Source organism: Rhizobium sp. B230/85, assembly GCF_019355735.1.
Lineage (GTDB): Bacteria > Pseudomonadota > Alphaproteobacteria > Rhizobiales > Rhizobiaceae > Rhizobium > Rhizobium rhododendri.
Genome location: NZ_CP072157.1, coordinates 1,030,051 through 1,052,038, shown reverse-complemented (window position 1 = coordinate 1,052,038; position 21,988 = coordinate 1,030,051). Strand labels below are relative to the sequence as shown.

Annotated in this window: 18 protein-coding genes; 11 read left to right on the top strand and 7 right to left on the bottom strand. The window is 61.9% G+C overall.

The features are described 5' to 3' along the window. Positions 1-3 precede the first annotated feature (3 nt). Positions 4-645 (bottom strand): GntR family transcriptional regulator, encoded by a 642-nt coding sequence (locus J5289_RS22910; protein WP_142831444.1) that lies wholly within the window; start codon positions 643-645, stop codon positions 4-6. A gap of 361 nt (positions 646-1,006) precedes the next feature. Here J5289_RS22910 and J5289_RS22905 point away from each other — a divergent pair, with 361 nt between their 5' ends. The 10 genes from J5289_RS22905 to atzF are packed head-to-tail and all read left to right on the top strand — an operon-like array spanning position 1,007 to position 11,382. Continuing rightward, on the top strand, positions 1,007-2,137 hold the full coding sequence (locus J5289_RS22905) for a BMP family ABC transporter substrate-binding protein (protein ID WP_143123301.1): 1,131 nt from the start codon (positions 1,007-1,009) through the stop codon (positions 2,135-2,137). Between the two features lie 23 nt (positions 2,138-2,160). Further along, positions 2,161-3,291: an ABC transporter permease gene (locus tag J5289_RS22900; RefSeq protein WP_143123300.1), complete on the top strand. Its 1,131-nt coding sequence runs from the start codon at positions 2,161-2,163 to the stop codon at positions 3,289-3,291. Next, positions 3,291-4,217, top strand: a complete 927-nt coding sequence (locus J5289_RS22895) for an ABC transporter permease (RefSeq protein ID WP_142831351.1) — start codon at positions 3,291-3,293, stop codon at positions 4,215-4,217. The genes J5289_RS22900 and J5289_RS22895 overlap by 1 nt, the downstream gene beginning before the upstream one ends. A gap of 10 nt (positions 4,218-4,227) precedes the next feature. Then, positions 4,228-5,244: a formamidase gene (locus J5289_RS22890; protein ID WP_142831352.1), complete on the top strand. Its 1,017-nt coding sequence runs from the start codon at positions 4,228-4,230 to the stop codon at positions 5,242-5,244. Between the two features lie 10 nt (positions 5,245-5,254). Next, a complete protein-coding gene (locus tag J5289_RS22885; protein ID WP_142831353.1) occupies positions 5,255-5,956 on the top strand; it encodes a cysteine hydrolase family protein in 702 nt (233 codons plus the stop codon). Further along, a complete protein-coding gene (locus J5289_RS22880; protein ID WP_142831354.1) occupies positions 5,956-7,014 on the top strand; it encodes a ring-opening amidohydrolase in 1,059 nt (352 codons plus the stop codon). Before J5289_RS22885 ends, J5289_RS22880 begins: the two co-directional genes overlap by 1 nt. Beyond that, a complete protein-coding gene (locus tag J5289_RS22875) occupies positions 7,011-8,564 on the top strand; it encodes an ABC transporter ATP-binding protein (protein WP_143123298.1) in 1,554 nt (517 codons plus the stop codon). Before J5289_RS22880 ends, J5289_RS22875 begins: the two co-directional genes overlap by 4 nt. Continuing rightward, positions 8,564-9,232 carry a cysteine hydrolase family protein gene (locus tag J5289_RS22870; protein ID WP_142831356.1) on the top strand — a complete coding sequence of 223 codons (669 nt, stop codon included), beginning with the start codon at positions 8,564-8,566 and terminating at the stop codon, positions 9,230-9,232. The genes J5289_RS22875 and J5289_RS22870 overlap by 1 nt, the downstream gene beginning before the upstream one ends. Beyond that, positions 9,225-9,581, top strand: coding sequence for a cupin domain-containing protein (locus tag J5289_RS22865; protein ID WP_143123297.1), 357 nt, complete (start codon positions 9,225-9,227; stop codon positions 9,579-9,581). The genes J5289_RS22870 and J5289_RS22865 overlap by 8 nt, the downstream gene beginning before the upstream one ends. Further along, positions 9,574-11,382: an allophanate hydrolase gene (gene atzF, locus J5289_RS22860; protein WP_209207189.1), complete on the top strand. Its 1,809-nt coding sequence runs from the start codon at positions 9,574-9,576 to the stop codon at positions 11,380-11,382. Before J5289_RS22865 ends, atzF begins: the two co-directional genes overlap by 8 nt. Before the next feature lie 27 nt (positions 11,383-11,409). On the opposite strand, the gene J5289_RS22855 is transcribed toward atzF, so the two are convergent. Next, on the bottom strand, positions 11,410-12,189 hold the full coding sequence (locus tag J5289_RS22855) for a TfuA-like protein (RefSeq protein WP_247750716.1): 780 nt from the start codon (positions 12,187-12,189) through the stop codon (positions 11,410-11,412). Positions 12,190-12,243: 54 nt separating this feature from the next. Here J5289_RS22855 and J5289_RS22850 point away from each other — a divergent pair, with 54 nt between their 5' ends. Then, positions 12,244-12,522 (top strand): hypothetical protein, encoded by a 279-nt coding sequence (locus J5289_RS22850; RefSeq protein WP_209188012.1) that lies wholly within the window; start codon positions 12,244-12,246, stop codon positions 12,520-12,522. A 34-nt stretch (positions 12,523-12,556) separates the two neighbouring features. Here the strand turns inward: J5289_RS22850 and J5289_RS22845 are convergent, their stop codons facing one another. The 5 genes from J5289_RS22845 to J5289_RS22825 all read right to left on the bottom strand — a co-directional run bounded on the left by J5289_RS22845 (position 12,557) and on the right by J5289_RS22825 (position 21,987). Continuing rightward, entirely contained in the window at positions 12,557-12,928 is a 372-nt protein-coding gene (locus J5289_RS22845; protein ID WP_209207190.1) for a hypothetical protein, read from the bottom strand. Positions 12,929-13,142: 214 nt separating this feature from the next. Continuing rightward, complete coding sequence (locus J5289_RS22840) at positions 13,143-16,220, bottom strand: efflux RND transporter permease subunit (protein ID WP_209207191.1); 3,078 nt, start codon at positions 16,218-16,220, stop codon at positions 13,143-13,145. Between the two features lie 10 nt (positions 16,221-16,230). Then, positions 16,231-17,334: an efflux RND transporter periplasmic adaptor subunit gene (locus J5289_RS22835; protein ID WP_209188009.1), complete on the bottom strand. Its 1,104-nt coding sequence runs from the start codon at positions 17,332-17,334 to the stop codon at positions 16,231-16,233. A gap of 459 nt (positions 17,335-17,793) precedes the next feature. Further along, complete coding sequence (gene uca, locus J5289_RS22830) at positions 17,794-21,333, bottom strand: urea carboxylase (protein WP_209207192.1); 3,540 nt, start codon at positions 21,331-21,333, stop codon at positions 17,794-17,796. Between the two features lie 3 nt (positions 21,334-21,336). Further along, the gene (locus tag J5289_RS22825) at positions 21,337-21,987 is read right to left on the bottom strand and encodes an urea amidolyase associated protein UAAP2 (protein WP_142831363.1); all 651 of its coding nucleotides are present in this window, start codon (positions 21,985-21,987) and stop codon (positions 21,337-21,339) included. Position 21,988 lies beyond the last annotated feature (1 nt).

Sequence of the window (21,988 nt, the reverse complement as noted above, 5' to 3'; positions counted from 1 at the left end):
AGCCTACTCCTTGCTCGACGCCTGGTTATCGCTATCGCGGGCAAACACCAGACTGGCGTCGCTGACCGTGGCGACGTGCGCGTGGGCAGCGCGGCCGGCGAGCGCCGCCTCGCCGCGCAGGATGGCCATGACGATGGTCTCGTGTTCCTCAAAGGACCTCACCATGCGCCCGGAGAGCCTGAACTGCGCCCTTCGAAACGGCGCAAGTCGCGCGCGGGTCTGGGTTACGAGCTCGTAAACGTGGTCGTTGTGCGCACCGCGATAGAGGCGCGTATGAAATTCGGTATTATGCGCCGCATATTCCTCTTCCCCGCCGAGATGTACAAGCCGCGCCGATGCGCGGTGCTCGAGCTCCAGCTGGCGTCGTTCATCGACGGTCATGCGCTCGGCGGATAGCCGGGCGCAGATGCCTTCCAGTTCGGCCATGGCCTCGAACATCGATACGAGATGCTGTTGTGTCACCCTCGTGACCACGGCGCTGCGGTTTGGCTGGCGGCCAACAAGGCCAATGGCGCAAAGCTGGCCCAGCGCTTCGCGCACCGGTGTCCGCGAAACCTCGAAACGTCCCGCGAGAGACACTTCGTCAAGCTTGTCGCCGGGTTGCATGGCGCCGGTGATGATCATGTCGGCGATAGCGCGGACCATTTGCTCGACGGTGGTCCCGGCGCGCACGACTGCTTTTTTCGAGGGCGATTTCACACGTTGTCTCTACATCTAAGACGTACTGCATACAGATGCATCGAGAACAACAGGATGTCAATGTTAGCACAAGCCATTGTTATGAAACATTATTTTTTAGAGTTTGGCGATCGACCCATTCGGGAGCTCGCAGAAATCCGAAAAGCCGATAATATATTCATCAGCTCAGAAAAAGTGCATACAGTTTGTGCTTATCTCATGTCGGCATCTCATAAAGCATTGATATCATGATACTTTCAAAGTGGCATGGCAGTTGCTTCAAGACTTTCGTAACCTGTTGACCCGGCAATGCCGCGAGGAGATCACCATGACCAAACTCCTGCCAATGAACCGCCGTACATTTCTCCAGACGACCGCGGGGGCCGGCGCGGCCCTCGGCCTCTCGTCTTCCCTTTTCGCGACCGGGGCCGCGGCGCAAACCGCGCTGACTGTGGGCTTCATCTATGTCGGCCCCAAGGACGACTACGGCTACAATCAGGCGCACGCGGAAGGCGCTGCTGTCGTCAAGGCGATGCCCGGCGTCACTGTCATCGAGGAGGAGAATGTACCGGAAACCGTCGACGTCCAGAAAACCATGGAATCGATGATCAATCTCGATGGTGCAACGCTGATCTTCCCGACCTCTTTCGGCTATTTCGACCCCCATATGCTGGCAGTTGCAGCAAAGTATCCAAACATTCAATTCCGCCACTGCGGCGGTCTCTGGCAGAAGGACAAGAACCCGATGAACACCGGGTCGTACTTCGGCTATATCGGCCAGGGGCAGTATCTGAACGGCATCACGGCAGCCTACGCGTCGAAGAGCAAGAAAATCGGATTCGTCGCTGCAAAGCCGATCCCGCAGGTGTTGCAGAACATCAATTCCTTCCTGCTCGGCGCCCGCTCGGTTGATCCAGCCATCACCTGCCAGGTCATCTTCACCGGAGAATGGTCGCTTGCCGTCAAGGAGGCCGAGGCCACCAATGCTCTGATCGACCAGGGCGCCGACGTCATCACCTGCCACGTGGACAGCCCCAAAGTCGTGGTCGAGACGGCCGCCGGGAGAGGCGCGTTTGTCTGTGGATACCACGCCAACCAGAGCCCGCTTTCGCCCGAAAAATATCTGACCGGCGCCGAGTGGGCCTGGGGGAATGTCTACACAAACTTCGTCACGGAAGCCCAGGCCGGCAAGCCGCTTGGAAACTTCGTGCGCGGCGGCCTGAAGGATGGCTTCGTCAAGATGAGCCCTCTTGGACCCGGCGTGTCGGCAGAATCCCGCACTAAGTTCGAAGCAACGCTGGCATCGATGAAGGCCGGTGGCTTCTCGGTATTCAAGGGGCCGCTGAAGGACAACAAGGGCAATGTCGTCGTGACCGCAGGGCAGTCTCTTGCCGAGGACGCCATTGAGCTCGAAAGCATGGGCTACCTTGTCGAGGGCGTCGTCGGCTCGACGGCTTGAGCGTGAAGAGGGGAGGGCAGGTCATGGCCGCCGAGATCGAAACGTCCACGATATCGTCGCCGGCAGCGCGAGCCGCGTCATTCAGGCCGGCACTGGGGTGGTTGGCGCGTCGCGCCGAGCCGGTTGCGATTTCGTTCGGAGCGGTTTTTGCAGGCCTGGCTCTCTTCTCCCTGTTCATTCTGGCGGTCGGCAAATCGCCGGCCGTCCTTTTCCAGTTGATGTATGCCGGTGGCTTCGGCAGCTGGTTTTCAATGCAGAATGCGCTCAGCCGGGGAGCACCGCTCCTGTTGACCGCGCTCTGCGTGGCGCTGCCGGCGCGGCTGGGGCTGGTCATTATTGGCGGCGAGGGCGCGGTTGTTCTTGGTGGCGTTGCGGCGGCTGCGATCGCCCTGCCGCTCACCGCAACCCTGTCGCCGGTCGTTGTCGTTCCTCTGATGGCGCTTGCCGGCATGCTGACCGGCGCCATCTGGATCGGCTTTGCCGGATTTCTGCGTCACTACAGGGGTGTCAACGAGACAATTTCCAGTCTCCTGCTTGCCTATATCGCCATTGCCTTGATGAACCACCTTATCGAGGGACCGCTCCGGGACCCCGCCAGCCTCAACAAGCCCTCGACCGCGCCTCTGCCGGCAAATTTCATGCTTGGTCATATCCCTGGCATGGACGTCAACTGGGGTCTTGCCATCGGCGTCATCGCATGCATCCTTTGCTTCGTTCTGATCGAGGCCACCAGCATCGGCTTTGCCGCCCGCATCGCCGGCGGCAATGTCCGCGCGGCGCAAGTCCAAGGATTGCCCGTGGGCCGCCTGATGGTCGGCTTTACGGCCCTGGCTGGAAGCTTTGCCGGTCTGGCCGGCATGGTGCAGGTCTCGGCGGTGCAGGGCACGGCCAATGCGTCGCTCGCCTCCGGCTATGGCTATACTGGCATCCTTGTCGCATTTCTCGCGCGCCACAATCCGCTGGCAATCATACCCGTCGCCATCCTTCTCGGCGGCATCGATGCGTCGGGCGGGTTGATCCAGCGACGCATGGGCCTGCCGGACGCGACCGTACTTGTGCTGCAAGGCACGCTCTTTCTCTTCATCCTGTTCTGCGAGACCTTTTACGGCCGCTTCAAGATCTTCAACCCCGACCTCTGGAAGAGGAGCGCCTGATGGACGACACCGCAATCGGTCTTTGGGGCGTACCGCTGGCCATTTTCGCTGGCGCGATCCGTGTCTCGACGCCATTCATCTTCGTCAGCCTCGGCGAATCGATCACCGAGCGCTCCGGCCGCATCAATCTTGGCCTCGAGGGGACGCTGGTGTTCGGCGCAATGACCGCCTACGCTGTTGCCGTCATGAGCGGTTCGCCCTGGCTCGGCGTGCTCGCGGCGATGGCGACCGGGGCAGTCTTCGGCCTCGTGCACGGCTTCATCTGCAAATTCCCCAAGATCAACGATATCGCGATCGGCATCGCGATGATGCAGTTCGGCCTGGGCCTTGCCTTCTTCCTTGGCAAGTCTTTCATCAAGCCTGCGGCACCGCACCTGCCATCGATCCCGCTCGGCGGCTGGTCGCGCCTGCCGCAGATCCAGGCGGCGCTGAACATCAACGTGCTGTTCGTCATCGGCGCGCTTTTGGCGGTGGTGCTGTGGTGGGGCTTCCGCAACACGCGCCTCGGCCTGATCCTGCGGGTGGTCGGCGATAGCTCGGATGCCGCCCGCGCCATGGGTCTTAACCCCGATACCGTCCGCCTGCTGGCAACTGCCGCCGGAGGGTCGCTTGCAGCCATCGGCGGCGCCTATCTGTCGCTGTTTTATCCCGGCTCCTGGAACGAGGGCATTTCATCGGGACAGGGGCTGATGGCGGTCGCACTGGTGATCTTTGCGCGCTGGAACCCGATCGGCTGCTTTCTCGCCGCATTGCTGTTCGGCGGCGCCGGTGCGCTCGGTCCTTCGCTGCAATCTGTCGGCGTGACGCAGGGCTACTACCTGTTTTATGCGGCGCCGTATGTACTGACGCTCGTCATCCTGATCGCCACATCCTCGCCCACCCGGTCGCTCTCAGGCGCGCCCGCCTCGCTATCGATAACCAAGTAAAGGACACGCCATGAACGGTCTCGGAGGACTGAACATCTCGGAAAACGGCGTCGGCATCGGCCTGGTTCAGCTCCAGTTGCCGGTGACGGTGACGAAGGACGACCTGGCCCGCCAGACGCAGGTGATCGTCGACCTCGTCGGCAAAGCGCGGCGCAACCAGTCCGGCATGGATCTCGTCGTCTTCCCGGAATATGCGCTGCACGGACTGTCGATGGACATCAACCCGGACATCATGTGCCGGATGGACGGTCCGGAAGTGGCCGCATTCAAGCAGGCCTGTCGCGACAACCATATCTGGGGATGCTTCTCGCTCATGGAATTCAATCCCGGTGGCATGCCCTACAACTCCGGCATCATCATCGACGACCAGGGTGAACTCAAACTCTATTATCGCAAGATGCATCCGTGGGTGCCGGTCGAGCCGTGGGAACCCGGCGATCTCGGCATTCCGGTCATCGACGGCCCCAAGGGCGCAAAGCTGGCACTGATCATCTGCCATGACGGCATGTTCCCGGAAATGTCTCGCGAATGCGCCTACAAGGGCGCCGAGATCATGATCCGCACGGCCGGCTACACCGCCCCGATCCGCGAAAGCTGGCGCTTTACCAACCAGTCGAATGCCTTCTGCAACCTGATGGTGACAGTCAGTGTCTGCATGTCCGGCTCCGACGGCAGCTTCGATTCCATGGGGGAGGGGATGATCTGCAATTTCGACGGGTCGATCATCGCCCACGGAACATCCGGCCGCGTCAACGAGATCATCACCGCCGAGGTGCGGCCTGATCTCGTCCGCGAGGCACGGCGCGGCTGGGGCGTTGAAAACAACATCTACCAGTTCGGCCATCGCGGCTATGTGGCCGTTGCCAGCGGCGCCGGCGATGCGCCCTACACCTACATGCACGATCTGATGGCAGGGCAGTACAAGCTGCCTTGGGAGGATGAGATCAAGGTCAAGGATGGAACGACTTGCGGCTTTGAGAAGCCGACGAGGTCCTATCGCGAAACACGCAAGATAGCCGGCGAATAGGAGGCCTGATATGGATTTGCAGACGGAAACCAAGGGACGCTTCATCACGTCCGATCCCTATCCCTGGCCCTATAACGGCGCGCTGCGCCCCGATAATACGGCGCTTATCATCATCGACATGCAGACCGACTTCTGCGGCGCCGGCGGCTATGTCGATCATATGGGCTATGACCTCTCGCTGGTGCGAGCGCCGATCGCCCCGATCAAGGCGGTGCTGACAGCCATGCGCGCGAACGGCTATCACATCATCCATACCCGCGAAGGCCACCGGCCTGACCTTGCAGACCTGCCGGCCAATAAGCGCTGGCGTTCGCAGCGCATCGGCGCTGGCATCGGCGATGTGGGCCCCTGCGGCCGCATCCTGGTACGGGGCGAGCCCGGCTGGGATATCATCGATGAACTCTACCCCATCGCCGGCGAGACGATCATCGACAAGCCCGGCAAGGGCTCGTTCTGCGCGACCGACCTTGAGCTCATTCTTCACCAGAAGCGCATCGAGAACATCATCCTTACCGGTATTACGACGGACGTCTGCGTCCACACGACGATGCGCGAGGCGAACGACCGCGGGTTCGAATGCGTCATGCTGGAGGATTGCTGCGGCGCCACCGACTACGGCAACCACCTCGCCGCCATCAAGATGATCAAGATGCAGGGCGGCGTCTTCGGCGCCGTCTCGACATCGCAGGCGATCATCGAGGGGATCGGCTGATGTCCTCCCGCCGCGCCTTCGTCGCTCGCATCGCAGCAGATGGCCCCAATGATATTGCCGGCGTCGAGGCCTTGTTCGATGCTGCCCTGCCACCTGGCGATCTCGTTGCCATTCTCGGCAAGACCGAGGGCAATGGCTGCGTCAACGATTTCACGCGCGCCTTCGCCACGACGAGCTTCGAAACGCTGTTTGCAAAGCACGGCATATCCGGCGCCTCGATCGTGATGTCCGGCGGCACCGAAGGCGCGCTGTCGCCGCACTGGACAGTTTTTGGTCGGCAGCAGGTGGCGGATGAGGGAACCGGCGCACTTGCAATCGGCGTTGCCCGCACGTCTGTATTGCCGTGGCAGCATCTCGGCCGCAGGCAACAGGTGCTGAGCGTGGCAGAGGCGGTACGCGCGGCGATTACCGATGCCGGGATCGACACGTTGGAAGACGTGCATTTCGTGCAGATCAAGTGCCCCCTTCTGACCCAGCGACGGGTCCTCGAAGTCGAGCACGCCGGCGGCACGACAGTCACCCGCGACGCATTGAAATCCATGGCCTATTCCCGTGGCGCATCGGCGCTGGGTGTGGCGGTGGCCCTCGGCGAACTGGATCCGGACACGATTTCGGACAGTGATGTCTGCACCCGGCTCGACCTCTTCTCCGGCCGTGCCTCCACATCCGCCGGCGTCGAACTTGAGGACCACGAGATCATCGTGCTCGGCATGAGTCCCCGCTGGTCCGGCCCGCTCGCCATCGACCACGCCATCATGGGCGATGCGATCGACACAGCCGGTGTAAAGGAAGCACGCGACCGCCTCGGCGACGCCACTCTCGTGGCGGTACTCGCCAAGGCCGAAGCGGACCCTTCCGGTTCTGTCCGCGGTCGCCGGCATACCATGCTTGACGACAGCGATATCTCCTCCACCCGGCATGCCCGCGCCTTCGTCGGCGGCGTCCTTGCCGGCCTGTTCGGGGCTACGGACCTCTATGTCTCCGGCGGCGCTGAACACCAGGGGCCTCCCGGCGGCGGACCCGTTGCCGTCATCGTTGAAAGGCAGGAACTGACATGATCCAGATCCGCGACACACCACTTCCGGCTCGTGGCAAGGCCGTCGGCATCCAGACGCACGACATGACCATGCGCTTCGGCAGCTTTACCGCGCTCGACCACGTCTCCATCGACGTTCCTGCCGGCTCCTTTCACGCGCTGCTCGGCGAAAACGGCGCCGGCAAATCGACACTCGTGAAATGCATCATGGGCTTTTACCACCAGACATCCGGCTCGCTGTCCGTCGGGGACAGGGAGGTCGCCATTGGCTCGCCCAAGGATGCGGCAAGCTACGGGCTCGGCATGGTCTACCAGCACTTCACGCTGGTGCCATCGCTGACGGGGGCGGAAAATCTGGTGATCAGCCGCGCCCACGTGCCGGCCGTGATCAATTGGGCCAGGGAGAACCGGGATCTGGCAGAGTTCATGGAGACAATGCCTTTCAAGATCCCCCTCGACCGTCCGGTTCAGGAACTGGCCGCCGGCGAGAAGCAGAAGCTGGAAATCGTCAAGCAACTCTATCTCGGCCGGTCCTTCCTGGTGCTCGATGAACCGACATCGGTGCTGACACCGGCAGAAGCCGATGAGATGCTCGCCGTCGTGCGCGGCATGACGGAGCGCGGCGAACTCACCGTGCTGATGATCAGCCACAAATTTCACGAGGTAACCAAGTTTGCCGATTCCGTCACCGTCCTCAGGCGCGGCAAGATGGCAGGCGGCGGCAAGGTGGCAGATCTTACCACACAGGAAATGGCTGCGATGATGATCGGCGACGTCAAGCTGGCTGAACTCGACTCGCGATTGCCGGTCGCCAATACGGCAGACCCGGTTCTGGCCGTCAGCGGCATCCGGGCACGGGATCGCTCCGGGTTGAAGAGCATCGATATCGAAAATCTCGACGTTCGCGCCGGCGAGATTGTCGGCATCGCTGGCATCTCAGGGAACGGACAGAAGGAACTGGCCGAAGTGCTCGCCGGACAAAGACCGCTCGAGGCCGGCACGATTACAGTCAAGGGGAGGCCATACGGTGCCACGCGGAAGGAAACGCGCGCCAACAATGTCCGCTTCATTCCCGAGGAACCGCTGACGAATGCCTGCGCGCCCAGAATGACAGTGACGGAAAACCTCGCGTTCCGCACGTTCGACGTCAAGCAGAAGACCGGGCGCAAGGTCTCTTGGCTCGACAAGACATCGATGCGCCGGCGCGCTGAGGCGCTGATTGCCGATTTCAAGGTGAAAACCGCCTCTGCTTCCTCGCCGATCGCCTCGCTCTCCGGTGGAAATATCCAGCGCGCGGTGCTCGCCCGCGAACTGACGGGCGAGGTCGATCTGCTGATCGTCTCCAATCCCTGCTTTGGCCTCGACTTCTCGGCTGTCGCCGAAATCCGGGCACGGATCATGAGGGCGCGCAACGCTGGCACCGCCGTGTTGCTGCTGTCCGAGGATCTCGACGAACTCCTGGAGATGTCGGACCGCATCATGGTGATGTCAGACGGCAAGCTCGTCTACGAAACACCGATCCGCAACGCGGATGTCGGCGTCATCGGCGCGCATATGGCGGGACACCAGTGATGGCCGGGATCAAAGCACAGCCATTCGCCTTTCCACTCAAACGAGACAGGATTGCGCTCGTCGTCATCGACATGCAGCGTGATTTTGCAGAGCCCGGCGGCTTCGGCGAGAGCCTTGGCAACGATGTCGGCCGCATCACCCGCATCGTCCCCGATGTCGCAAGGCTGATCGCGGGCTTCCGCGCGGCCGGGCTGCCTGTCGTTCACACCATGGAATGTCATCGGCCTGATCTCTCCGATCTGCCGGCTGCCAAGCGCAATCGCGGTAATCCGGCACTGCGTATCGGCGACGAAGGACCGATGGGACGGGTTCTTATATCGGGCGAACCCGGCACTGCGATCCTCGAGGCGGTCGCGCCGGTGGGCGGTGAGGTGGTGATCGAAAAGCCCGGCAAAGGCGCTTTTTACGCCACGCCCCTCGGCGACATCCTGAAGAGCAGGGGCATCGAGCAGCTGGTGTTTGCCGGCGTAACGACAGAGGTTTGCGTCCAGACGACGATGCGCGAGGCAAACGATCGCGGCTACGAGTGTCTTCTCTGCGAAGAAGCGACGGAAAGCTATTTCGAGGACTTCAAGCGCGCTGCCATTGCCATGATCCGCGCGCAAGGGGCGATCGTCGGCTGGACCGCGCATCTCGACGATATTCTGGAGGGACTGGCCGATGCCTGAGACGACGCGCGAAAACCTGACATCGGGCGGCTGGAAAAGCCTCGAATTCGGCCCTTTCCGGCCCGGCGTCACCCTACACTGGCTCCAGAATTTCGAAGACGACCAGCCGGGCGTCGCCCTGCTGAAATACGAACCCGGCGCCGCCGTGCCCCGCCATCGGCATATGGGGCTCGAAACCATCCTCGTGCTCGATGGCGTCCAGTCGGACGAGGCCGGAGACTATGGTCCGGGCACCGTGGTGATCAACAGGATAGGGTCCGAGCACTCCGTCTGGACAAAAACAGGGTGTGTCGTTCTCATCCAGTGGGACCGGCCGGTAATGATTTTGGAAGAGAGTAACAATGACTGACGGACAAACATTCGACATCGCCTCCCTGCACCGGGCCTACGCTGGCGGCTGGACCGTCGCCGAGATGGTCGACACGGTTTTTGCCCGCATTGCCGATGTCGACGACCCCGGCATTTTCCTGCATCTGGCGGACCGTAATGCGCTGCTGGCGCAGGCGGCAACCCTCGGGCCATTCGACCCGGTGGCAAAGCCGCTCTGGGGCATCCCCTTCGCCGTCAAGGACAACATCGATGTCGCCGGCATGCCGACCACGGCGGCCTGCCCGGATTTTGCCTTCCACCCGGATGTAGACGCAACCGTCGTTCGCCTGTTAAAGGAGGCCGGCGCACTGGTTATCGGCAAGACCAATCTCGACCAGTTCGCCACCGGCCTCGTCGGCGTCCGCACACCCTTTCCAGTGCCCCGTAATGCCATCGATCCGACACTCGTGCCGGGCGGATCGAGCTCCGGTTCGGCCGTTGTTACGTCACACGGCATCGTTAGCTTTGCACTCGGGACCGATACCGCTGGTTCCGGCCGCATCCCCGCCGGCCTCAACAACATCGTCGGCCTAAAGCCGAGTGTCGGTGCGCTTTCGACATCGGGCGTACTGCCGGCCTGCCGTACGCTCGACTGTGTTTCGATCTTCGCCCTGACGGCTGACGACGCCTTCAAGGTATTCTCGGTCGCCGCCAGATACGATGCAGCGGACGCCTATTCGCGAGCGATCCAGGTAACAGGATACGGCCCACTGCCGCCGGTGCTCACCATCGGTGTGCTTGCACCGGAAGACAGAAAATTCTTCGGCGATGCGGCAATGGAGGCATCCTATGAGGATGCGCTTTCGATGCTGTCAACGCTCGGGCACAAGCTTGTCCAAGTGCCGTTTGCAGACTTCTACAAGACGGCCGATCTTCTCTACGAGGGTGCCTGGGTGGCGGAACGCTATGCTGCCGTGAAGGATTTCTTCGATGCCCGCCCGGAGAGTTTCCACCCCGTGACTGCCAAGATCTACGGTGGCGCCAAATCGCTGTCGGCGGCGGATGCCTTCAACGGGCTCTACGCATTGCAGGCTCTGAAGAGATCGGTCGCACCGCTGATCGCATTGGTCGATCTTTTCTGTGTCCCGACAGCGCCGCGACACTACACCCGCGCTGAGCTTGAAGCCGAGCCGATCCGCGAGAACAGCCGGCTAGGAACCTACACCAACTTCGTCAATCTGCTCGACATGTGCGGCATCGCGGTGCCCACAGGCACCCGGAGCGACGGACTGCCGGCAAGCGTCACACTGCTTGCGCCTGCAGGCCGGGATGGCCTGACCGCAGCGCTGGCGGCCGATATCCATGCACGAAGCGGGGTGACCCTCGGTGCCACCGGCTGGGCGCAGCCGCCCCGACCCGAGCTCCCGCAGATTGAAGAACCTGGCCAGATCGACGTCGTGGTCGTCGGCGCGCACCTTTCCGGCATGCCGCTCAACATCCAGCTCCGCGATCTCGAAGCCCGTTTTGTCCGCACGACTACGACCGCCGCCGACTACAAGCTTTTCAGCCTTGCCAATCAGACGCCGGCCAAGCCCGGCCTCATCCGATGCGCTGAAAACACCGGCACGAAGATCGAAGTCGAGGTCTGGCGGCTTTCGGCAGCCGGCTTCGGAAAGTTCGTCGCCGCCATTTCTCCACCGCTCGGCATCGGAACCATCATGCTCAGCGACGGCAGCCAGGCGAAGGGCTTTCTGGCCGAGTCGGTGGGTCTCGAAGGCGCAGAGGATATATCCTCCTTCGGCGGATGGCGGGCTTTCGTCAACAGATCGACGACGACTTGAAAAATTGCCGTCCTTCCGGCTGCTTGCCTAATCTCCGGCAGGCTTGACGGGTGGCATCGATTTCACGTCACCGCAAAACTGGGTTTCCCAGAAGGAGGTGGCGTGAAACCTCCAGTCGAACTGCGGGGACAAACGACGATCCGGCGTCCCGATCACCCTGTCGATGAGGCGCAGGGCATCCTGAAGCTTGGGATTGACGGCATTGGCACGCAAATGCGCCAAGACCGTTGACGCTCTTTCGACATCCGAAATGGCGTCCCGCACCAGCTGCCGATAGGTCCTGTTTTTGAAGAAGGTCTCCTCGGCAGTCCTTTGCAGGCGGGCTTCCTCCTCGAGCGTGACGAGGGCCAGATGCCGGCACTGCGCAAGTGTCGCCCTGGCATTGACGAGTGGGACACTGAGCGGCAGGTAACCGAGATCGGCCGGCGCGTGCGATTGCGCCACGTCAGCATCCTCCTCCAGCAGGCCGCTGGCATATCCCTCGTAGATTTTGCCGATGCCGACCATGCCGAATGGCGCACACTCGGCCGCCCTCAGCGCGCCGATGCTTGCGGCACCGAACATGTGAACGCCCTGAGACAGGCCATACAGGATTTCTTTATGCCATACTGCGGGGACGGCATCATAGACACCGTCGATCAGCCCGATCACCGTGGCGCCGTCTTCCACAGCCCTGTGGACATCGCCTTGGCCGGCAGGTGGCCGAAGCTTGTAAGCACCGTCCGTTCGCAGATCTGCACCGTGGACCGTAGGGCCCGCAAAAATCACCCGCATCTCGATCTCGCCTTTTGCCACTGCACTGTGCATTGCCGACGGCGTGGCGCCTGCGCTCTTTTGGCATCGAAGCATCGCTTGCAACCCATGACAGATGGCGTAGATTTACAACAGTGCCTGGACATCATTCCTTCCGCCCTATCTTCGTTCTTCCCGGATCTAAAGGATGAGCAGATGTTTCGCGACCTCAATGCCTATCAGCCGAGACGAGAGCCTCCGCCCGAAAGAAAATACAAGCAGCTCACGCCGAAGCAGGAGCGTATCCTCCTCATGGCCATTGCCTTCAATCTCGTAATGGCGCTGTTCGCGCCGTTTTGTGGCTCGACGCTTTTAGACGGCGTCGTTTCCCTCTTCCGTCTTCTCTAGCGCCAGCAGCTCTAGGCCGACCTCAAGTCGGTGTTCAATTGATACGACTGGTTTGCGCCAATTGCAGCGATTGACCCTGTTCATTCGGTAAAGTCGCCGGTCCATTCGGCATGATCATCACGCAGTCCGATTGACGCCCACCTATCCAGGGATGCGTAAACGGCAGTCTCAGGCCATCGTGCATCACCTTCCTCCGCTTGCGTCCACGTGAGATGAACTTTTGCCATGCTTCGTCAGACAGCTGAATAAGAGCATCGTCGCAGTCATAGCGGCGGGCGATGAGCCTCACTCTCAGACCATATAGCTCAGGGGCCGGTACCGGCTCCTTGTGGAACTCCACCTCCCAGCCTTGCCAAAAAGAAGCCGTGCCGTCTTCAATTTCCTCTAGCGGTTCCCCAAGGCTCAAGCCAATTCATGGATAATACCGTCCCATCAATGGGACGCACACCGGGTCCATTGTCGCTAAACCGATGTCGACAAGTGGTAGCAAACGAATTCGAACCGATGATTCTCCTTTTTGCCCGGCAGCGCTGCTTTCCTTGCTCATTGCGCAAGTGTGACAGACGGCCCTGAAAGCGACTGCCGTCACCTTAATGGCAATGCACGAGCCACCAAGGCGGCTATGTGAGTGTCGCAGCACTAACCTCTGCTTTGAGCGGCGTGACTTCCTGGTGAGACATCCTGCGACCCGCAAACGTATACACCATCGGTACGACGAAAAGCGTCAGCAACGTACCCAGCGTCATGCCGCCGACGATGACATAGCCGATTTGGTGGCGACTTTCGGCACCGGCGCCCTGGGCGATGGCGAGCGGCACGGCACCCAGCACCATGGCACCTGTCGTCATCAGGATCGGCCGCAGGCGCATGACAGCGGCATCGATCACTGCCGAAAGCCGGTCGTGCCCTGCCTCCTGCCGCTGGTTTGCAAATTCGACGATGAGAATGCCGTGCTTGGTGATGAGGCCGACCAGCGTGACAAGTCCGATCTGCGAATAAACGTTCAACGAGCCGCCGCCGAGCGAAAGCGCGGCCAGCGCGCCGGTCATCGACAGCGGTACCGTCACCATGATGATCAGCGGATCGCGGAAGCTTTCGAACTGTGCGGCAAGCACTAGGTAGATGAAGCCGAGCGCGTGGACGAACACCACGAGCAGGCTCTGGCCGGAAGCGCGGAATTCGCGGCTTGGGCCGGATACGTCGGTCTGTACTGTGTCCGGCAGGACCTCCCTGGCTGCCGTCTCCATGAAGAAAAGCGCTTCGCCGGTGGATACGCCAGCGGCAAGGTTTGCCGACACCGTCACCGACCGCAGCTGGTTGAAACGCTTCAGCTCCTGCGGCGCGACGGTTTCCTTGACGCCCACGAGGTTCGACAATTGCACCATCTGGTCGGTCGGCGACTTCAGGAAGATCGTCGAGAGGGTCGATGGTGCAGTGCGGTCCTCCGCTGCCAGCTGGACATAGACATCGTACTGCTCACCGTCATTTTCGAAACGGGTAACCTGCCTGCCGCCGAGCAACGTCTCGAGGGTCCTGCCGATCACAGATATGTCGATACCTAGGTCGGACGCCTTTTCGCGATCGATATTAATGGTCATTTCCGGCTTGTTGAGCTTCAGGTCGCTATCGATGTTGGTGAGACCGGGAAATTCAGAGATTCGCTCCATGAAACGACGGGTCACCTGGTCGAGCTCCTCATAGGTGCCTGAACTCTGCAACACGAATTCGATCGGGCGGGCATTGTTGGAGGTGCCGAGCGAGGGGGGATTGCTGGCAAAAGCAGTGACGCCGGCGATGCGGCGCAGGGCCGGGAGCAACTCTGCCACCAGCTCTTGCTGGCGACGGTCGCGGGCATCCCAATCGCTGAGGCGGCCGATAACCTGGAAGCGGTTCACCTCGGGCATGCCGTTGATCGTCTGGACGCTGCCGACTTCAGAGATCGGCTTGAGAAGGGCTTCCACCTGCTTGGAATAGCGTTCGGTATAGGCAAGCGTCGAGCCCTCCGGCGCCGTGCCGACCACGCGTATGATGCCGCGGTCCTCAACGGGTGCCAGCTCCTGCGGCAAGCCGACATAGAGGAAGGCGCTGCAGGCGGCGACGACGACAGCCGCCAGCGCGACAAGGCGGCGCATGCCGAGCGAGGTCGCCAGCAGGCGACGATAGCCGTTCTCAAGGCCGCTCAGCCCCCGCTCGATGAACGCCGATATTCGCCCCGGTTCCTTCTCGTGTTTCAGGAGCCTGGAGCACATCATCGGCGTCAGCGTCAGGGCGACGAAGCCCGACACGATCACCGCGCTTGCAAGCGTCAGCGAGAATTCGAGGAACAGCTTGCCCGTTCTGCCGGTGGCAAAGGCCACGGGCGCATAGACGGCGGCGAGCGTCAGCGTCATGGCGATCACCGCAAAGCCGATTTCCCGCGTTCCCTTGATGGCCGCCGGTATCGGCGCCATGCCGTCCTCGATGTGGCGGAAAATGTTCTCGAGCACGACGATGGCATCATCGACCACCAGACCGATGGCGAGAACGATGGCGAGCAAGGTCAGGGTGTTCACGCTGAAACCGAGCGCATACATGATCGCGAAGGTGGCGATCAGCGAAATCGGGATGGTAACGATCGGAATGATGGAGGCCCGCCACGAGCGCAGAAAGACGACGATGACGATCAGCACGAGGACGATGGCCTCGACGATTGTCGCGTAGACGGCCCCCAGCGCCCTGTCGATGAATACCGAGTTGTCGTTGCCGACAGCACCCGTCATGCCTTCCGGCAGATTGGCGTTGATGTCTGGTAGGATGGCATTGATGCCGGCGGAGACATCGAGCGGATTGGCGACCGCCTGCTTGATAATGCCGACCACGATGGCGTTTTCGCCGTTGAAGCGACCGGCGCGACGCTCGTCGGCAGCGCCGAGCTCAACCCGGGCAACCTCGCTCAGGCGCACCAGCACGCCATTGCCACGCTTGACGATGATGTTTTCGAACTCGCTGACCGTGCCGATCGCCGACTTGGAAAGGACCGTAAACTCGCGGTCGTTGCTCTCCAGTCGGCCGGCGGGGATCTCGACGTTCTGAGCCCGCAGCGAATCCTCGATTTCCTGCACCGTGAGGTTCAGGGCAGCAAGCCTCTGGCGATCGATCCAGATCCGCATGGCGTATCGCCGCTCGCCGTATATCTGCACGTCGGCAACGCCGGTCACATTCTTGAAGCGGTCGACGACATTGCGATCGACATAATCGGTGAGTTCGAGGGGGCTCATCCGGTCGTTGCGAAAGACAACGAAGACCACCGGCTGGGCATCGGCCTCGACCTTGGAAATAACCGGCTCGGTGATTTCGTCCGGCAGACGCTGACGCACCCGGCTTACCCGGTCGCGCACATCGCTTGCGGCCACGTCCGGCTGGATCTCCAGGCGGAAGCGGACGGTGATGCGGCTCGATTCCGAGCGGCTGGTCGATTCCAGCACGTCGATGCCTTCAATGCCGGCGATCGATCCTTCGAGAATCTGGGTGACCTGGCTTTCAATGATGCTGGCGGAAGCACCCGGATAGGTCGTGACGACGGAAACCACGGGCTCGTCGATACTGGGATACTCGCGCACCGCCAGTCGGTCATAGGAGACGATACCGACCAGCAGCATCAGCAGGCTGAGGACGGTCGCAAACACCGGCCGGCGGATGCACAGTTCCGAAAAACCCATCAGCCTCTCCTCATATCGCCGGCTCGGCTGCCGCGCTTTCAACGATATCGACGACAGATCCGTTTCGCAGGCGATTGTGTCCGGCGGTCACCACCGTCATGTCGCCGGAGATTCCTTCGAGTTCGGCCATGCCGGCCTTGCGCGCTCCAAGGCTCACCTTGGTTTCCTGGGCCTTGCCGTCGACCACGGTCCAAACAAACCGCTCCTGGCCGCGCGCCACGATCGCAGCCTCCGGCACGGTGACAACCTGGCGCTCCTTTAGACCCTTGACGACGACGCGGGCAAAAAGGCCCGGCCGCAACACAAGATCGGCGTTCGGAAGCGTGGCCCGGATACTGATCGCCCGCCCGTTGACGTCGAGCATCGGATCGATCGCATAGATCGTGCCCGTGAATTGCCGGCCGGGGATGGCATCGACGACAACCTCGATATTCTGTCCGACGCGGACCTTCTGCAGGTTTGCCTCAGGGATTTTGAAGTCGACCTTGAGCACGTCGATCTTTTCGAGATTGACCAGCGTCGTACCGGCACCGACATAGCTGCCGGTCGAGATGCGGCGAAGGCCGACCGTACCGGTAAAGGGTGCCAGGATATCGAGCTTGGCAAGCTGGGCGCGCTGGGAATTCAACAACGCCTCGGCCGTGCTCCGCTCGGCAAGCGCGACGTCGAGTTCGCGGCCGGTGCCGCTTCCCGTTCCGGCGAGACGTTTCGCACGATCGTAGCTGGTTGTCGCAAGGTCGAGGCGAACCCTCATTTCCTCTTCGGCTGCTCTGGCCAGTGTATCGTCAAGCCGGACGAGGACCTCGCCAGCCTTGACCGGCCTGCCTTCCTCGAATTTGATTTCGACGATGCGCCCTGCAATTTCGGGGGCAAGCTGGACGGACTCGTCGGATTGCAGCGTGCCAATCGCGTTGATGTCGCTGGTCGACAGGACCTGTTTGGCCTTCGCCACTTCCACGGCTACAGGCCCTGCCGCGCGGGCAACGGGTTTGTTTTCGGATCGTTGGATAAAAGCCAGACCGGGTGGTGCATCAATCCACCGCCAGTTTATCGCCGCCACACCGACTGCGGCGACGGCGACAACCCCCAATGCTGCTGCTGCAAACTTGTTCATGACATGCCCCACCAATCTCTGTCGCGCCAGGAGACCCCGTCTAGCCTTACGTCTCGATCGGTCGAACGGATGTTTTCCAGCCGATGCCGGTTTGGGACGGCGGATAGTCGGCAGAGACCATCGGTCCGTCATGAGACCGGCCTGCAGGGTGCGGTGGGAAAAGAGACATGTCCCTCGGTCCTAGTCCGGCATCGTCTGTCGGGAGGGTCCGACATCACAGACGCGCCGGAAGCGACTGCCAGAGGGGCCCGGACCATGGGTTGATCCTCATATGAGGCAGTGCTCACCAAGCTTCAAGGGCGTGGCATTGCGTTCTTGCACCTCTTTTTACGACCGATGGCGCGCGCGCCCTCGCATGCCGGCGCACACTCAGTCGATCCACCTTGGGGGGACGCCAGCATCAGACTGCCGCGACGTCTCGGTCTCGGCGGTCCCCGTCCCCGGTGCAGGCAGCCTTGGTCAGGGCTCCTCCAGCACAATCAGGAGGTCTCCGGCCTTCACCGTACGCCCCGGAGCGGCCCGGAGTTCACGCACCCGCCCAGCCACGTGGGACGTGACGTTGATCTCCATCTTCATCGACTCGATGATAGCAACGGTATCGCCCGCCGACACATGGGAACCGGGCTCTACCAGCAGTTTCCAGATATTGCCGGGTACACTGCTGGCAACGCCGAAGCAGCCCTCGGGCACATCTCCATCGAAGCTCTCTCTGCCGCCATCGTCTGTCACGAAGCTGTCGAGACCTTCGGCTTTCCAGCGCTGCCTCTCGGTCTCGAATGCCGCCTGCTGCCGGTGCTTGAATGCTTCGATGGACTGGGCGTTCTTGCTCAGTTCGAGCGCGTAGTCGGCATAGGAGAATTCGGTCTCCTCAATGCGGATCGGGTAGCCGCCGTGAGGGAAGGCGGCTCTCGCCTCGGCCAGTTCCTCGTGGCTGACGGGGAAGAAGCGGATCTGGTCGAAGAAGTTCAGAAGCCATGGCTTGCCCGTGTCAAAGACAGGCGTCTGCCGCCAGGTATTCCAGACCTGTATCGTGCGGCCGAAGAGCTGGTAGCCGCCCGGCCCCTCCATGCCGTAGATGCACATGTAGGCGCCGCCGATGCCGACGGCATTTTCCGGCGTCCAGGTGCGCGCCGGATTGTACTTTGTGGTCACGAGGCGGTGCCTTGGATCGACCGGCGTTGCCACCGGCGCGCCGAGATAGACATCGCCCAGCCCCAGTACGAGATAGCTGGCATCGAAGACGATGTCCTTGACCGCCTGCTCGTCCGCCAGCCCATTTATCCGGCGAATGAACTCGATGTTGGAGGGGCACCAGGGCGCATCCGGCCGCACGAGCTCCTGATATTTGCGCATCGCCAGCTCGGCGTCCGGGTCATTCCACGAAAGTGGCAGATGGACGATCCGGCTTGGAACCGTGACCTGTTCGGCCGGAAGAAGCCCGGCTTCGAGATTCGCCAGCAGGCCCAGCAATCGTCGACGCGTCAGCGTCGAGCCGTCATAATGGATCTGCAGGGATCGAATGCCCGGCGTGAGATCGATCAGGCCGGGAAGGCGCGCGTCCCTGACGGCGTTCATCAACAGATGGACGCGCAGGCGAAGCGCGATGTCCAGCTCCATGGGCCCGTATTCGACAAGGAGATTGTCGTCCCCCTGCCGGCGATAGACGACCGTCACCGGCGCTTTGTCGAACGTACCGACGATGGCCGATCCCCTTTCGGTCGCGCCGGCCAGCGCGGCCGGTGCGGTCAGGGGATCGTCAGGACGCACCACCGGATGGAAACGGATGGTGTCGCCCGGCTTGAACTGGCCCATCTTCCATTGTTCGTCGCGCGCGATCACGGCGGGGCATACGAAGCCGCCGAGGCTTGGTCCATCCGGACCAAGGATGATCGGCATGTCGCCGGTAAAGTCTATGGCGCCGATAGCATAGGCGTTGTCATGCAGGTTGGAGGGATGCAACCCTGCCTGTCCGCCATCGGTCCGTGCCCATTTTGGCGTGGGGCCGAGGAGCCGGACCCCCGTTCTGGCGCTGTTGAAATGCACCTCGTAGGGCAGGGAAAAGAGCGCGTCGATATCGCCCGGCTGGAAGAAATCCGGCGCCCCGTGCGGGCCGTAGACCACCCCGACATTCCAGGCGTTCGTCAGCTCCGCCGGCGCCTCCGCACGCTTGGGCGCCTGCGTCTTTTCATGGCGGGCGAGATGCAGGACATGCCCGGTCTTCAGCGCGCCGGTCGCATTGCCACCGAACTGGCCGAGCGTGAAGGTTGCGCGCGAGCCAAGCACTGTGGGCGCCGCAAAGCCTCCGGCGACGGCCAGGTAGGCGCGCTGACCGGGGCCGCTGATGTTGCCGACGGTCAGGACGGCGCCTGCAGGAATGACGACCCGCTCACCATGCGGCAAGGGCGTGCCGTCGCAGCTCATGGCCATTTCTGCACCGGCCAGGGCTATCGACGTCTGCGTAAAAAAGCGCAATGTCGGTCCCGAGACCGTCAACTCCAGCGCGGCCGTGTCGTCATGGTTGCCGACAAGCCGGTTTGCATGCCGGAACGAGCGCTCGTCCATCGGTCCGCTCGGCGGCACCCCGACATGCCAGAGGCCAAGGCGGCCCGGCAATTCTTGAATACTGGACTGGGCGCCGGGCACCAGCACCTCGATGATATCGGGGATGAAGGCGAAGTCACGCAATGCGGTTGTCGCGACATTGCCGCTGGCCAGCAATTCGGAGGCGGCGATTTTTCGCAGATAGTCGAGATTGGTCTCGATGCCCCAAATCGCGGTTTCCGAAAGCGCGGCCTTGAGCTTTTCGATGGCCGTCTCCCTGTCATCGGCGGCAATGATGAGTTTTGCCAGCATTGGGTCGTAGAAGGGGGTGACGTCCGTTCCGGTTTCGATCCAGCTGTCAACGCGCGCATTGGCGGGGAATGCCACCTCGGTCAAAAGGCCGGCGCTCGGGCGGAAATCCGCATGCGGCATTTCGGCGTAGATCCGCACCTCGATGGCCGCCCCCTTCGGGCGCAGATCCATCGCCTTTGACAGAACATCTTCGCCGGCTGCCTGCCGGATCATCCATTCGACGAGGTCGATGCCGAAGACGGCTTCGGTCACGGGATGTTCCACCTGCAGGCGGGTGTTCACCTCGAGAAAATAGAATTCCTGGCGGCGTGGATCGTAGATGAACTCCACGGTGCCGGCGGAAGAATAGGAAATGGAAGCACCGAGGTCGACAGCGGCCTTGTGGAGGCGCGCGCGGACATCTGCGGAAATGCCGGGGGCAGGGGTCTCCTCGACGACCTTCTGGTTTCGCCGCTGCAAAGAGCAATCGCGCTCACCGAGAGCGACGACGTTCCCCTTGCCGTCGCCGAAGATCTGCACCTCGATATGTCGAGCGTTGGCAACGAAGCGTTCGATATAGACGCGGGCATCGCCAAAGCTGGCATTGGCGGTACGACGCACCCCTTCGAAGGCTGCCTTCAGTGCGGCCTCGTCGTGGCAGAGCTGCATGCCGATACCGCCGCCACCCGCCGTGCTTTTCAGCATGACGGGATAGCCGATCTCGGCTGCCTTGGCGCATGCCTCTTGCAGGCTTTCCAGCAATCCGCTGCCGGGCAGCAGCGGGACCCCGCTTGCCTGCGCGAGCGCTCTTGCCGTGTGTTTCAGGCCAAAAGCCGACAGGTGCTCCGGCCTCGGCCCGATAAACGCGATGCCTTCTGCTGCCAAGCGCTCGGCAAAGCCGATATTCTCCGAGAGAAAGCCGTAGCCCGGGTGGACAGCCTCAGCACCGGTCTGCCTGCAGGCCGCAATGACGGCGTCGATGTTGAGGTGGCTGTCCGTGGCCACGGCCGGCCCGAGCCTGACGGCTTCGTCGGCGACACGCGCGGCCAGGGAGAACCTGTCCGCATCGGAATAAACGGCGACGGATGCTATTCCCATTTGCTTGAGTGTCCGGATGATCCGGACGGCGATTTCGCCCCTGTTGGCGATCAGGACTTTCTTGAACATGCGTCAGACCTCGGGATCCCAGACGAGGACACGGATGGGCGTCGGGTCGAAGCCGTTGCAGGGATTGTTGACCTGAGGGCAGTTTGAGATGACGCAAAGGACGTCCATCTCGGCCACTAGCTCGACATAATCCCCTGGCGCCGAAATGCCGTCGACGATGGTCATCTTGCCATCGGGCGATATCGGCACGTTCATGAAGAAGTTGATGTTCGGGACGATGTCGCGCTTGTCCATGCCATGCTTCGTCACCTCCAGAATAAAGTTGTCGCGGCAGGCGTGGAGGTATTTGGTGCCGTGACCGAAGCGGACCGTATTGCTTTCGCAGGAACACGCACCGGCGGACGTATCGTGACGACCACAGCTGTCAGCCGTCATCGTCAGCATCACGTTGCCTTCGCTGGAAACGATCCGGGTTCCGACGCTGACATAGGCGGCACCCTGGGTGCGCATCGTATCCTGGTTGGAATAGCGCTCAGAAAAATCATCGGCACGATAGAACAGGGTGTCGATGGCCTGCTGCCCGTAGCTGTCCTCGATGCGAATTGTCTGTCCCTTGCGCACGATGCCCGACCAGGGTGCCTCGGCGGGGATGCGATGATCGGCGACGGCGTTGTCGATCGTGCGGGCGATGGAGGTCTGGATAAAGTCTGTCATG

Coding starts and splice junctions, on each gene's coding strand:
- J5289_RS22910 (WP_142831444.1), bottom strand. CDS start 645: ATGGTCCGCGCTATCGCCGACATGATCATCACCGGCGCCATGCAACCC.
- J5289_RS22905 (WP_143123301.1), top strand. CDS start 1,007: ATGACCAAACTCCTGCCAATGAACCGCCGTACATTTCTCCAGACGACC.
- J5289_RS22900 (WP_143123300.1), top strand. CDS start 2,161: ATGGCCGCCGAGATCGAAACGTCCACGATATCGTCGCCGGCAGCGCGA.
- J5289_RS22895 (WP_142831351.1), top strand. CDS start 3,291: ATGGACGACACCGCAATCGGTCTTTGGGGCGTACCGCTGGCCATTTTC.
- J5289_RS22890 (WP_142831352.1), top strand. CDS start 4,228: ATGAACGGTCTCGGAGGACTGAACATCTCGGAAAACGGCGTCGGCATC.
- J5289_RS22885 (WP_142831353.1), top strand. CDS start 5,255: ATGGATTTGCAGACGGAAACCAAGGGACGCTTCATCACGTCCGATCCC.
- J5289_RS22880 (WP_142831354.1), top strand. CDS start 5,956: ATGTCCTCCCGCCGCGCCTTCGTCGCTCGCATCGCAGCAGATGGCCCC.
- J5289_RS22875 (WP_143123298.1), top strand. CDS start 7,011: ATGATCCAGATCCGCGACACACCACTTCCGGCTCGTGGCAAGGCCGTC.
- J5289_RS22870 (WP_142831356.1), top strand. CDS start 8,564: ATGGCCGGGATCAAAGCACAGCCATTCGCCTTTCCACTCAAACGAGAC.
- J5289_RS22865 (WP_143123297.1), top strand. CDS start 9,225: ATGCCTGAGACGACGCGCGAAAACCTGACATCGGGCGGCTGGAAAAGC.
- atzF (WP_209207189.1), top strand. CDS start 9,574: ATGACTGACGGACAAACATTCGACATCGCCTCCCTGCACCGGGCCTAC.
- J5289_RS22855 (WP_247750716.1), bottom strand. CDS start 12,189: ATGCACAGTGCAGTGGCAAAAGGCGAGATCGAGATGCGGGTGATTTTT.
- J5289_RS22850 (WP_209188012.1), top strand. CDS start 12,244: ATGACAGATGGCGTAGATTTACAACAGTGCCTGGACATCATTCCTTCC.
- J5289_RS22840 (WP_209207191.1), bottom strand. CDS start 16,220: ATGGGTTTTTCGGAACTGTGCATCCGCCGGCCGGTGTTTGCGACCGTC.
- J5289_RS22835 (WP_209188009.1), bottom strand. CDS start 17,334: ATGAACAAGTTTGCAGCAGCAGCATTGGGGGTTGTCGCCGTCGCCGCA.
- uca (WP_209207192.1), bottom strand. CDS start 21,333: ATGTTCAAGAAAGTCCTGATCGCCAACAGGGGCGAAATCGCCGTCCGG.
- J5289_RS22825 (WP_142831363.1), bottom strand. CDS start 21,987: ATGACAGACTTTATCCAGACCTCCATCGCCCGCACGATCGACAACGCC.